The organism is Pseudomonas sp. LPB0260, from assembly GCF_013388395.1.
The window spans coordinates 1,248,495-1,260,992 of the sequence record NZ_CP058247.1 but is presented as its reverse complement, the minus strand read 5'-3'; the positions used below and the strand labels follow the sequence as shown (position 1 = coordinate 1,260,992).

10 protein-coding genes are annotated in these 12,498 nt (G+C 68.0%); 3 read left to right on the top strand and 7 right to left on the bottom strand.

Going from position 1 to position 12,498, the window contains the following annotated elements; all coding sequences use genetic code 11:
- Positions 1 to 58 precede the first annotated feature (58 nt).
- Together cls and LPB260_RS05460 are read left to right on the top strand one after the other, a co-directional pair.
- On the top strand, positions 59 to 1,504 hold the full coding sequence (cls, locus tag LPB260_RS05465; RefSeq protein ID WP_208707697.1) for a cardiolipin synthase: 1,446 nt from the start codon (positions 59 to 61) through the stop codon (positions 1,502 to 1,504).
- Between the two features lie 93 nt (positions 1,505 to 1,597).
- Complete coding sequence (locus tag LPB260_RS05460; RefSeq protein WP_208707696.1) at positions 1,598 to 2,335, top strand: ABC transporter substrate-binding protein; 738 nt, start codon at positions 1,598 to 1,600, stop codon at positions 2,333 to 2,335.
- A 118-nt stretch (positions 2,336 to 2,453) separates the two neighbouring features.
- On the opposite strand, the gene LPB260_RS05455 is transcribed toward LPB260_RS05460, so the two are convergent.
- The 5 genes from LPB260_RS05455 to LPB260_RS05435 all read right to left on the bottom strand — a co-directional run bounded on the left by LPB260_RS05455 (position 2,454) and on the right by LPB260_RS05435 (position 9,616).
- Positions 2,454 to 2,879 carry a DUF1850 domain-containing protein gene (locus LPB260_RS05455; RefSeq protein WP_208707695.1) on the bottom strand — a complete coding sequence of 142 codons (426 nt, stop codon included), beginning with the start codon at positions 2,877 to 2,879 and terminating at the stop codon, positions 2,454 to 2,456.
- Positions 2,876 to 4,906, bottom strand: a complete 2,031-nt coding sequence (locus LPB260_RS05450) for a TRAP transporter permease (RefSeq protein ID WP_208707694.1) — start codon at positions 4,904 to 4,906, stop codon at positions 2,876 to 2,878. The genes LPB260_RS05455 and LPB260_RS05450 overlap by 4 nt, the downstream gene beginning before the upstream one ends.
- 206 nt (positions 4,907 to 5,112) lie before the next feature.
- Positions 5,113 to 6,066 (bottom strand): TAXI family TRAP transporter solute-binding subunit, encoded by a 954-nt coding sequence (locus LPB260_RS05445; protein WP_208707693.1) that lies wholly within the window; start codon positions 6,064 to 6,066, stop codon positions 5,113 to 5,115.
- A gap of 383 nt (positions 6,067 to 6,449) precedes the next feature.
- Entirely contained in the window at positions 6,450 to 7,793 is a 1,344-nt protein-coding gene (locus tag LPB260_RS05440; RefSeq protein ID WP_208707692.1) for a sigma-54 dependent transcriptional regulator, read from the bottom strand.
- 68 nt (positions 7,794 to 7,861) lie between these two features.
- Positions 7,862 to 9,616 carry an ATP-binding protein gene (locus LPB260_RS05435; RefSeq protein WP_208707691.1) on the bottom strand — a complete coding sequence of 585 codons (1,755 nt, stop codon included), beginning with the start codon at positions 9,614 to 9,616 and terminating at the stop codon, positions 7,862 to 7,864.
- 125 nt (positions 9,617 to 9,741) lie between these two features.
- On the opposite strand from LPB260_RS05435, the gene LPB260_RS05430 reads away from it, so the two are divergent.
- Positions 9,742 to 10,572 carry an AraC family transcriptional regulator gene (locus tag LPB260_RS05430; protein WP_208707690.1) on the top strand — a complete coding sequence of 277 codons (831 nt, stop codon included), beginning with the start codon at positions 9,742 to 9,744 and terminating at the stop codon, positions 10,570 to 10,572.
- Here the strand turns inward: LPB260_RS05430 and LPB260_RS05425 are convergent, their stop codons facing one another.
- Together LPB260_RS05425 and cfaB are read right to left on the bottom strand one after the other, a co-directional pair.
- Positions 10,573 to 11,160, bottom strand: coding sequence for a LysE family translocator (locus LPB260_RS05425; protein WP_208707689.1), 588 nt, complete (start codon positions 11,158 to 11,160; stop codon positions 10,573 to 10,575).
- 107 nt (positions 11,161 to 11,267) lie between these two features.
- Positions 11,268 to 12,452 (bottom strand): C17 cyclopropane fatty acid synthase CfaB, encoded by a 1,185-nt coding sequence (gene cfaB, locus LPB260_RS05420; protein ID WP_208707688.1) that lies wholly within the window; start codon positions 12,450 to 12,452, stop codon positions 11,268 to 11,270.
- Between the last annotated feature and the right edge of the window lie 46 nt (positions 12,453 to 12,498).

Genomic DNA, 12,498 nt, shown 5'->3' with positions numbered 1-12,498 from the left:
GACACTGCACGCTGTGACTGGCCTGCTTTACACCGGTTTCTGCCGCACAGGAATGCGCATGCTCACGGACCTTGGCATCCCCCACCTGCTGACCTACCTGCTCGCCGCGATCCATACGCTCGGCGTACTGGCCGCCATCCACGCGGTGTTCACCGTGCGCACCGCCCAGGGCGCCATCGCCTGGGCGGTATCGCTGTTCTTCATGCCCTACCTGACCCTGCTGCCCTATCTGGTGTTCGGCCGCAGCCGCTTCGATGCCTATATCAAGGCCCGGCGCCTGGCCGACCAGGAGATGCACAGCGCCATCGCCGCGCTGAACTGGCGGCCCTGGGTCGAGGAAGCCATCACCGCCCGCGCGTCCAAGGCCTTCCGCCGCCTGCGCGCGCTGCCGCGCCTGGGCTCAATGCCCTGCCTGGCGAACAATCAGGTGCAGCTGCTGATCGACGGCGAGGCGACCTTCGCGGCGATCTTCGCCGCCCTGGCCGAGGCCCGCCAGGTGATCCTCCTGCAGTTCTTCATCGTCCGCGACGACGTCCTCGGCCGGCGCCTGCATGAGCGGCTGCTGGAGCGCGCGCGCGCCGGAGTGCGGGTGTACATCCTGTACGACGGCATCGGCAGCCACGCCCTGCCCCGCCACTACATCGACAGCCTGCGCAGCGCCGGCGTGCAGATCCATGCGTTCCCCACCCGCGGCGGGCTGTTCAACCGCTTTCAGCTGAACTTCCGCAATCACCGCAAGGTGGTGGTGGTGGACGGCGAGCGCGGCTTTCTCGGCGGCCTCAATGTCGGCGACGAGTACCTCGGGCGCAAGCCGCCACTGGCGCCCTGGCGCGACACCCACGTCGAGGTGCGCGGCCCGGTGGTCGCCTGCCTGCAGGAATCCTTCGCCGAGGACTGGTTCTGGGCCACCCGGCAGATCCCGCCGCTGCTGCTGCCCGAGGCCTACCCGAGCAGCGGCATGCTCTGCCAGCTGATCACCAGCGGCCCGGCCGACCCCCAGGAAACCGGCTCGCTGCTGTTCGTCGAGGCGATCCACGCCGCGCGTGAGCGGATCTGGATCACCAGCCCCTACTTCGTGCCCGACGAGGCGCTGTTCAGCGCCCTGCGCCTGGCCGTGCTGCGCGGCGTCGACGTGCGCATCCTGCTGCCGGCGCGCCCCGACCACCGGGTGGTCTATGCCGCCTCCAGCCTGTACGCCTTCGAGGCCCTGCGCGCCGGGGTCCGGGTGTTCCGCTACCTGCCCGGGTTCCTCCACCAGAAGGTCATGCTGATCGACCAGGGCGCCTGCGCCATCGGCAGCGCCAACCTGGACAACCGCTCGTTCCGCCTGAACTTCGAGATCACCCTGCTCACCGTCGACGACGCCTTCGCCAGCCAGGTCGCGCAGATGCTCGAGGCCGACTTCGCCCGCTCGCGCGAGCTGGTCCGGGCCGACCGCCACAAGGTGCGCCACCTGCAGCGCCTGGCCATGCGCGTGGCGCGGCTGATCTCGCCGATACTCTAGGCCGACAGAAAAACCCCGAAGGCCGGCGTCACTGGCTATGGTTAGTGCTGAGTCGCGAGCTTTGCATTACGGAGTCTCAACGAGTCGCTGCCGATGAACTTCCGCCTGCCGGTCATCTTCTGCTTCAGTCTGTTGGCCGGCGCCACTGCGCTGCACGCCGAACAGTACCGCGTGGGCGTCGAGCGCCAGCCCTACCTGCCCTACTTCACCGTCGAAGACGGCCAGTACCGGGGCTACGCCCGCGAACTGCTGGACGCCTTCGCCGCCGACCAGGGCCACCAGTTCACCTACGTGGCGCTGCCGGTCAAGCGCCTGCTCGGCGACTACCTGGCCGGCAAGCTGGACTTCAAGTTCCCCGATCACCCGCACTGGAAAACCCGGCAGAAGCAGGGCCACCGGGTCCACTACAGCCAGGCCGTGGCGCCTTATACCGACGGCGTGATGGTGCTGCGCGCCCACGTCGGCCTGGGCAAGGCGCGGATACGCCGGCTCGGCACCCAGCTGGGCTTCACCCCCTGGCCGTACCTGGCGGACATCGAGGGCGGGCACATGAGCCTGACGCAGAGCAATCACATCGACTCGCTGCTGCGCATGGCGGCCAGCGGCCGGGTCGATGCGATCTACCTCAATCCGCGGGTGGCACGCCTGGCGCTGCGCGCCGCCGGCCTGGCGGAGGACGCATTGCGGTTCGACCCCGGACTGCCCCATGTCGACGGCGACTATTACCTGTCCAGCCGCCTGCATCCCGAGGTGATCGCCGCCTTCGACCGTTTCCTGCAGCAGCAGCCGCAGCTGGTGCAACGGCTCAAGGCCAAGTACGAAATCGACTGAGCACCGCGGCAGCGCCGTTCGGCAAGCTGCAGACGAACAAAACCCCCAGTGGCCAGGCCGACTGGGGGTTTTCCTCTTGCAGCAGCCCGCGCTTGTGGCGCCGGGAGCGGGCGCGGCCTCAGCCGTCACCCTGGCCCTTGTCCACCGGGGACAAGGGGGAGCCGAGCTCACAGCTCCAGAGTTCCAACGCCGGCTGGCTCGCTTGTGGCGGGCCGAGCCAGTCACTCATTGGGTGACAACGCTGGTCGAAACACAGTTGGTAGTCCCCTGCCTCGGGGGTTCGCCCCAGGCGCAGCGGTTGCAGGGGCGGTAACTGGCGGCGGTAGTGCCAGCTGCCCTCATGCAGTTCGGCATCGGCAGGAATCTCCATGCCGGCGCCCGAACCCTTGACCCGCGCCTCGCCGAGCAACAAGCCCTCGGCGGCGACGCGGTAATCCTCTTCCCAGCGAATCTTCTCGATGCTGTGCCGCCAGGCCAGGGTGAACGCCGGAACCGGCAGTTCGGCCCAGATCGCCCCGGCCAGGCCCATGCACAGCCCGATCACGCGGCGGCCGCCTGGACGCGGCGACCGCGCCAGAAATGCACGGCGAGGAACAGCACGGCCAGGGCGAAGCCGATCTCATCGCTCATCGGCGTGGCGAGGATCAGGCTGGCGCCGGCGGCGAAACCCAGCGCGCGCTCCCACCAGGGCATCTTGCACTGCAGGAAGCCGGTGAACACCGCGCCCCACAGGCCGATCGCCACGGCCGCCTTGAACAGGATGTACAGGGTCGCCAGCCAGCCGCCGCTGCCTTGCAGCATCAGCGCCGGGTCGTAGACCGCCATGAACGGCACGACGAAGCCGGCGATGGCGATGCGGATGGCCCACAGGCTGATCTTCAGGCCCTTCTCCTTGGCAATCGGCGCGGCGGCGAAGCAGGCCAGCGCCACTGGCGGGGTGAGGTCGGCCATGATGCCGAAGTAGAAGACGAACATGTGCGAGACGATCAGCGGCACGCCCAGCTCCAGCAGGGCCGGCGCGGCGATCGAGCTGGTGATGATGTAGTTGGGGATGGTCGGGATGCCCATGCCCAGCACCAGGCAGGTGAGCATGGTGAGGATCAGCGAGAGGAACAGGTTGTCCTGGCCGATGGCCAGGATGTAGCCGGCGAAGGTCGAGGCCACCCCGGTCAGCGACACCACGCCGATGATCACCCCCACCAGGGCGCAGGCGATACCCACCGGCACCGCATGGCGTGCGCCTTCGACCAGCGCGTGCAGGCAGATGACCAGGGTGTCGCGGCCGCCCTTGATGAACCAGCAGATCGCCACCAGCAGCGCGACCACGGCGAACACCACGCCGATGCCGAGCTGGAAGAAGCCGGCACAGAGCAGGCCCAGGGCGATCCAGAAGGCCATGCGCAGGCCGAACGAGGACACCCGCAGGATGATCGCCGAGCCGAGGATGACGATGGCGGTCAGCGACAGGCCGACCATCCCGGAGAACAGCGGGGTGCGCCCGGTGAACAGCAGGTAGATCAGGATGAACAGCGGGATCAGCAGGAACCAGCGCGCCTTGACCGCCGCCCAGGGATCGGGGCACTCGGCTTTCGGCAGGCCCTGCAGGTTGGCCCGCTTGGCCTCCAGGTGAACCATCCAGAACACCGAGCCGAAGTACAGCAGCGCCGGCACCAGGGCGGCCTTGGCCACCTCGAAGAATGGCACGTTGATGGTCTCGGCCATGATGAACGCCACCGCGCCCATGATCGGCGGCATGATCTGGCTGCCCATGCTCGAGGTGGCCTCGACGCCGCCGGCGAAGGCCGCGCGGTAGCCGAAACGCTTCATCAGCGGAATGGTGAACTGGCCGGTGGTGACCACGTTGGCCACGCCGGAGCCGGTGATGGTGCCCATCAGCGCCGACGACACCACCGAGACCTTGGCCGGGCCGCCGAGCTTGTGGCCGAACAGGCCCATGGCGAAGTCGGTGAACAGCTTGATCATCCCGGCCTGCTCGAGGAAGGCGCCGAACAGGATGAACAGGAAGATGTAGGTGGCCGACACATAGGTCGGGGTGCCATAGAAGCCCTCGGTGCCGAAGGACAGCTGGTTGACGATCTGGTCCAGGCCGTAGCCGCGGTGCGCCAGGTCGCCCGGCAGGTACTGGCCGAACAGGCCGTAGGCGAGGAACAGGCCGCAGATCAGCGGCAGGGCGATGCCCATCACCCGGCGCGCCGCCTCGAACACCAGCACCGTCAGCGTCAGGCCGATGACCATGTCCATGTCGGTCAGGTCGCCGGAGCGCTGGATCAGGTCGGCCTCGAAGTACCATTGATAGCCCGCGGTGGCCATGCCGGCCAGGCCGAGCAGCCAGGCCAGGGGTTGCCAGGGCTTGTCCTTGCCATCGGCGGGAAAGCTGAGAAACACCACCAGCAGCAGGAAGCCCACGTGCACCGCGCGCAGGATCTGGCTGGATACCGGGTGGAAGGCGGCAGTGATGATCTGGAAGCTGGAGAACAGCAACGCCACGTAAAAAAGCGCCTTCGGCCAGTCGCCCGGACGCGCAGCAAGGCCTTGGTTGTGTTCACTCATGGAGGTCACGCCCTCAATACAACATCGATAAAGCGGAAGAGTCGCTAGCAAAACCTGCCGTGGACGCGGCGCGCCGCCGCTCGGCAGCTGCCTAAGCGGCCGCCGGCGAAACAGGCCGCCACGCTGGTTTTACTAGCGTCTCTGTGGAGAACCAGCGGGCGAACGGACGGCCGCCGCCAGGGCGACCGTTCGTTCGCCGGTGTGGCTTACAGCGCGCCGACTTCCTTGTAGAAGCGCTCGGCACCCGGGTGCAGCGGGATCGGCAGGTTCTTCGCCGCAGTTTCCAGCTTGATGTCCTGGGCCGCGGAGTGGGCGGTGCCCAGGCGCTCGAGGTTGTCGAACATCAGCTTGGTCATCTGGTAGGCGACCTCGTCGGACACGCCCTCGTGGCTGACCAGGATGTTGGTGATAGCCACGGTCGGTACTTCGGCGTCCTGGCCGTCATAGGTACCGGCTGGGATGGCGGCGGCCTGGTAGGCGGCGTTGCCGATCTTCGCGGTCACTTCGCCCGGGATGGCGACGAAGGTGATCGGCAGGGTCGCGGCCAGGTCGCGGATCGCCGCCATGCCCAGGCCCGAGGACTGCAGGGTGGCATCCAGCTGGCGGTTCTTGATCAGCTCGACCGACTCGGCGTAGGGCAGGAACTCGACCTTGCCCATGTCCTCATAGCTCAGGCCGGCGGCCTCGAAGATGGCGCGGGCGTTCAGCTCGGTGCCGGACTTCGGCGCGCCGACGGAGATGCGCTTGCCCTTGAGGTCTTCCAGGCTGGTGATGCCCGACTCCTGGCTGGCGACGATCTGGATGTAGTTCGGGTAGGTGGCGGCGATCGCCCGCAGCTTCTTCAGCGGCGTCTTGAAGCCGGCGTCCTCCACACCTGTCCAGGCGTCGGCGACCGAGTCGCCCAGGGCCAGGGCCAGCTCGCCACGCCCTTGCTGCAGCAGGTTGAGGTTCTCCACCGAGGCCTTGGTCGCCTGCACCGAGGTCTTGGCGCCTTCGATGCCGTTGCTGTACAGCTGCGACAGGCCGACGCCGATCGGGTAGTACACACCGCTGGTGCCGCCGGTGAGGATGTTGATGAAGGTCGGTGCGGCGAGCACCGCGGTGCTGGCAGTCAGGGCCGCAGCAGCGGCGAACAGGCTGAAACGCTTGGTCAATCGCATGGAAGAATCTCCGTCGTTGTTATGACTTGTGCAGAGTTTTCACTGTAGACGATGCCCGTCCGCCGCAGCTTCGGGGCCCGTCCGGGGACTAGCGGATTTCGCGAAAGCGGCAATCGCCGACACCGGGCCAGGGCCTGGCGCGCAAGAGGAGGCGCGGAACAGCGGGGCGAGACAAGCTCGCGGAGCGGCAGTGGCGGTTCATTGGCTGACCTCTTGTCTTTCTTATGGTCGCCCGCGCTTGCAGAGGCGCGTGGCTGACAAGAGCTATAGCAGGTAGCGTGCCAGGGCAGGAAAGCCCCGTAATAGAGGGGTCAAGCCCAAACAACGCGGGATAGACAAGCAACTTTCCGCCCATTCATAACCGACAATAGGCGGAAAATTGCCTATTCGTCGTCGGGGCTGCCGGCTGGCCGATAGCTGCTGCGCTGCAGGCCGTGTCGTTGCATCTTCTCGTTGAGGGTGCGCCGCGGCAGCTGCAGCAGGGCCATGACCTGGGTGATATTGCCCTGGCAGCGCAACAGCGCGTTGTGCAGGCACTGGGCCTCGAAGGCCTCCATCTGCTCGGCCAGGGACTGCGCCCCGCCCTCCGCCTCCGCCGTGCTGAGGCCCAGGGCGTGGCGCTCGGCGGCGTTGATCAGCTCGCGCACGTTGCCCGGCCAGTCGTGGCCGAGCAGCTTGGCCAGCTCGCCCGGCGCCAGCGCCGGTGCCTCGCGGCCGTTGCGCAGCGCCGCCTGGCGGGCGAAGTGCTCGAACAGCAGGGGGATGTCCTCGCGCCGCTCGCGCAGCGGCGGGATGCGCAGGGTCGCCACGTTCAGCCGGTAGTACAGGTCCTCGCGAAACCGCCCCGCGCGCACCTCGTCCATCAGGTCCGGCTTGACCGCGCTGATCACCCGCAGATCGACGCGGATGCTCTTGTTCGAGCCGAGGCGCTCCAGGGTCTTCTCCTGCAGCACGCGCAGCAGCTTGACCTGCTGGGCCAGCGGCAGGCTCTCGATCTCGTCGAGGAACAGGGTGCCGCCGTCGGCATGCTCGATGCGGCCGATGCGCTTGCCCTGGGCGCCGGTGAAGGCACCACTCTCGTGGCCGAACAGCTCGCTCTCGAACAGGTTCTCCGGAATGGCCGCGCAATTGAGGGCGACGAAGGGCTTGCCGGCGCGCGCGCTGAAGTCGTGCAGGCAGCGGGCGACCCGCTCCTTGCCGCTGCCGGTATCGCCACGGATAAGGATGTTGACCGAGGTGGCGGCCAGCTCGAGGATCTGCCGGCGCAGGTTCTCCATCGGCTTGGACATGCCGAGCAACTGCCCCTCGATGCTGTCCTTGAAGGCGAACTGCTGGCGCAGCTGGCGGTTCTCGCAGACCAGGCGACGCTTGTCCAGGGCGCGGCGCACGCTGTCGAGCAGGCGCTCGGGGGTAAAGGGTTTCTCGATGAAATCGTAGGCACCGTTGCGCAGGGCCTGCACCGCCATCGGCACATCGCCGTGGCCGGTGACCAGGATCACCGGCAGGTCGCGGTCCAGCGCCACCAGCTTGTCGAGCAGCTGCAGGCCGTCGCTGCCGGGCATGCGCACATCGCTGACCAGCACCCCGGGAAAGTCGCGGTCGACCAGGGCCAGGGCCTGTTCCGCGCTGGCGCAGCTCTGCACGCGAAAGCCGGACAGCTCCAGCCACTGCTGCACCGCCTCGCGGATCGCCGCCTCGTCATCGACCACTATTACCTGACCGCTCATCACGCCTCCTCAGTCCATGGTTCCAGTGTATCGCGCAGGCCGGTTGCCTCGCAGCCGCAAAGGCCCGCCTAAGGCGCGGGGGCCAGCGGCAGGCGCAGGGTGAACAGCGCGCCCTCGGCGTGGTTCGCCGCCTCCAGGCTGCCGCCCAGTTCGCGGACGATGCCATAGGACACCGCCAGCCCCAGGCCCAGGCCCTGGCCCACCGGCTTGGTGGTGAAGAACGGCTCGAACACATGACCCAGGTGCTCGCTGGCAATGCCACCGCCGCTGTCGGCGACCCGCAACAGGCAGTGCTCGCCATCACGCTGCAGCGACAGGCTGAGCACCCGCTTGTCGACCCCGGCCATGGCGTCCAGGGCGTTGTGCAGCAGGTTGAGCAGCACCTGCTCGAGGCGGATGGCGTCGCCCAGCACCTGCACGCTGGCGTCGATCTCGCGGCGCAGCTCCACGTCTTCGTTGCGCAGACGCGGCGCCAACAGCTGCAGGGCCTGCTCGAGCACCTCGCTCAGGCGCAGGCGCTCGCTGAGGCCGGCCGGGCTCTTGCGGGCGAAGGTCTTCAGGTGGCCGGTGAGCCCGGCCATGCGCTGCAGCAGGCCGTCGATGCGCTGCAGGCCCTCGCGCACATCGGCCTGGCGGCCGCTGTCGAGCAACAGGCGCAGGCTGCCCAGCTGCATCTGCATGGCGGTCAGCGGCTGGTTGATCTCATGGGCCATGGCCGCCGACATCTGCCCCAGGGCGGCCATCTTCGCCGCGTGCACCAGGCCTTCCTGAGCTTCGCGCAGCTCCGCGGTGCGCAGCGTCACCTCGCGCTCCAGGCGCTCGCGGATGCCCGCCTGCAGGCGCTGGTTCTTGCGCCGCTGGGCGAGATAGAGCAGGAGGAAGGCCAGGGTCATCCACACCCCGGCGGCGGCCAGGCGATAGCTGCGCACGCTGTCGACCAGGGTCTGCGGCTCGACCAGCAGGTGCAGGGTCCACTCATCCTCGGCCAGCGTCAGGCTCTGCCAGAGGTAGTCACGGGGCCCTTCCGGCCCGCTCACCCGGCGCCACTCGGCGGCGGTATCGATCTTGCCGCGCAGCTCGCTGGGCAAGGGCTGGAGCGCCTGCTCGGCGTACTTGCGCACCTCCACCAGCTCCGCGCGGTCCTGATCGCTCAAGGCCTGCAGGGCACGGAAGCGCCAGGCCGGACGATTGCTGAGGATCACCACCCCATAGCTGTCGGCGACCAGCAGCACCCCGGGCTGGGCGGCCCACTCGCGCTGCAGCTCCTCCAGCTCCAGCTTGACCACCAGCACCCCGAGCACCCCGCCATCGTCGTCGCGTACCACGTGGGAGAGGAAATAGCCGGGAATCCCGGTGGTCACGCCGACCGCGAAATAGCGCCCGGCCGACTGGCGCAGGGCATCCTGGAAATAGGGGCGAAAGGCGTAGTTGTTGCCGACGAAACTGGTCCAGTCGCGCCAGTTGCTCGCCGCCAGGGTGTCGCCGCGCTGGTCGAGCAGGTACAGCACGTTGGAGCCGGCGGCGGCGTTGAGCTGTTCCAGGCGCTGATTGAGGCGTCCGCGCAACAGGCGGTCGCTCGGCGCACGCAGCAGCGACTTGATGTCGCTGTCCAGGGCCAGCACCTCGGGCACCGAGCGGAAACGCTCGACCAGGGTGTGGATCGACTGGGCATACAGCTGCAGCTGGCCGCGGGCCTCACCGCTGCGCTCCTCCCAGGCACGCCGCTCGGCATAGCGCCCGGCCAGCCAGATGCTGGCGGACAGGCCGAGGAGAATCAGCGCAACGATCAGGACGACGCGATAACGCAGGAGGAAAGCGGGCATGCACGGCTCGGCTCAGGGCAATGCCGGCATGGTAAGGCAATGCGTCACCTGTTGCAGGCCGGGCTTTGTGCCCTGGCCTGGCGCGGCTATAGTCGCGGACGACAGGGACGAGGGAGCGAAGCGACATGGCACAGGCACACCCGGCGAGCACACCACGCTTCTGGCGCGACCCCGCACTACCCTTCGTCGAAGTACGGGATGTAGTGGATGGGCGACGGGTGTGCTACGCCAAGCATTCCCACGACACCTTCTCCATCGGCGCCATCACCACCGGCCGCAGCACCTACCTCAACGAGAAGGCGCGCGAGCGCATCGGCGCCGGCAGCGTGGTGCTGATGAACCCGGGCGACGTGCACGCCTGCAACCCCATAGAGGGCCAGCCCTGGTCTTACCAGATGTTCTATGTGGACACCGCCTGGCTGACTGAGCTGCAGCACCAGCTGGGCTTCGACCGCAACCATCCGCTACGCCCCTTCGCGGCTATCCTCAGCCAGGACCCGGCGCTCCATGCCGGCCTGACCGGCCTGTACCACCTGCTCGTCGATCCGCAGGTCGAGACTCTGGCCAAGCACTGTGCCCTGCTGGAGTTCTTCAGTGGCCTGCAGCAGCGCCTCGAGCCAACGCCCGCCAGGCGCCGCGCAGACAACCCACGTATCCACCTGGCCGCCGAGTTCATCCGCGCACATTGCACCCGCCCCTTGAAGCTGGAGGACATCTGCGCGGCGGCCGGCCTCTCGGCCTCCTACCTGACCCGCTGCTTCCGCCGCCACTACGGCATGACGCCCCATGCCTACCTGGTCAACTGCCGCATCCAGTTTGCCCAGGCCCGGCTCAGGCGCGGCGAGGATATAGTCGAGGTGGCCCTGGCGGCCGGCTTCGCCGATCAGGCCCACCTGCAGCGCACCTTCAAACAGCTGCTCGCCGCCACCCCGGGGCAGTACCGCCGCGCCAGCTGATCAGGCCCACAGCAGGTAGACCGCCGAGCCCAGCAACAGCAGCGCCAGGCCGCGATTGAACAGGCGCATGCGCCCGGCCTCCTGCAGGTACTGGCCCATGAACGTGCCCGCGTAGGCCCAGCAGGCGATGGACAGGTAACAGATGACGAAGTACAGCGCGGCGAACTGGCCGACCAAGCCAAACTCGCCGCCCGCCGCATAGGCCCCCATGCCGGCCAGGGACGCCAGCCACGCCTTGGGGTTGAGCCATTGCATCAGCGCCCCGGTGAGCAGCGAGGGCGGTCGCTGCGCCTTGCCGCCGTCCAGCCGGCCATCGTCGCGCGCCAGACCGTAGGCCATGTACAGCAGGAAGGCCACCCCCGACCAGCGGATCAGCACATCCAGCGCTGGCCACTGACTCAGCAGCTGGTGCAGACCCAGGCCCATGGCCAGCAACAGCAGGGTGAAGCCCAGGGTCGCCCCGGTCACATGACGCAGGCTGGCGCGCAGGCCATAGTTGGCACCGCAACTCAGCGCCACCAGATTGACCGGGCCCGGGGAAATGGAGGCCGCCAGGGCAAAGGCCGCCATGGAAAGCTGGAGGTTCATCGCACACCTATCGGGGTCGTCAGAGAGAAGGCGCAGACTGACGCCCGCGAAGGGCTGCGGTATTGAAGAAAAATGCCCTGACCGGGGATAGGGAGCCGGTGCGCGGCTCAGCGATACAGGTCGGCGCGGGTCCAGGGCAGATCGTGGCGGCCATCGGCGTGCGGCTTGACCGCGAGGATCTGGTGCAGGTTCATCCAGCCGTGGGCGAAGCCATAGGCGCAGCCGGCCAGGTACAGGCGCCAGATGCGCAGCGCCTGTTCCGGCACCAGCCGCGCCGCCTGGTCCAGCTGGGCCTCCAGGCGTGCGCTCCAGTGATCCAGGGTGCGCGCGTAATGCAGGCGCAGGCTCTCCACATCGACCACCTCCAGGCCGGCCTCGCTGATCCGCGCGGTCATGGTGGCCAGGTGCGGCAGTTCGCCCTCGGGGAACACGTAGCGGTCGATGAACTCGCCGCCGCCGCGGGCCACCGGGCGGCCGTCGGTGTAGCGGGACGTGATGCCGTGGTTCATCACCAGGCCGCCACTCTTCACCGCGCCGAACAGGCGCTGGCAATAGAGCGCCAGGTTGGCGTGGCCGACGTGTTCGAACATGCCGACGCTGACCACTTTGTCGAAACGGCCGTCCTGGGGCAGGTCGCGGTAATCCAGCAGTTCCAGTTGCACCTGCTGGTCCAGGCCCTCGGCCGCGACCCGCTGGCGGGCCAGCTCCAGCTGCGCCTGGCTGAGGGTGATGCCGTACACCTCGACGCCGAACTCGCGGGCGGCGAAGCGCGCCAGGCCGCCCCAGCCGCAGCCGACATCCAGCAGTCGCTCGCCCGGGCGCAGGCGCAGCTTGCGACACAGGTGGCGCAACTTGGCCTGTTGCGCCTGGTGGATGTCTTCGGTGCCGGTCTCGAAATAGGCGCAGGAATAGACCAGCTCGCGATCCAGCCAGAGCCCGTAGAAGTCGTTGGACAGGTCGTAGTGGTAGCTGATCGCCGCGGCATCGGTGTCCTTGTCGTGGGGCTGGAACTCCGGCTCGGCCGATGCCTCATCGCCGATCAGCGCCTGGCTGAGGGCATCGCCGACGGCGATTACCTCGCTGATCGGCCCTTCCAGGTCGATGCGCCCCTCGACGTAGGCGCCACCCAGGGCGTCCAGGCTCGGATGGGCCAGCTGCGTCACCAGGCTCGGGTCCTTGACCACCAGGGTGACCCGTGGCTGGGGGCCCAGATCGATCTGCTTGCCGTCCCACAGGCGCAGGCGCAAGGGCAGTTGCAGGTCACGCAGATTTGCCGGCAGATAGGCGAGCATGGCACCTCCCTCCTCTCCAGATCACTGGAAAGAGTAGTTCAGAAGA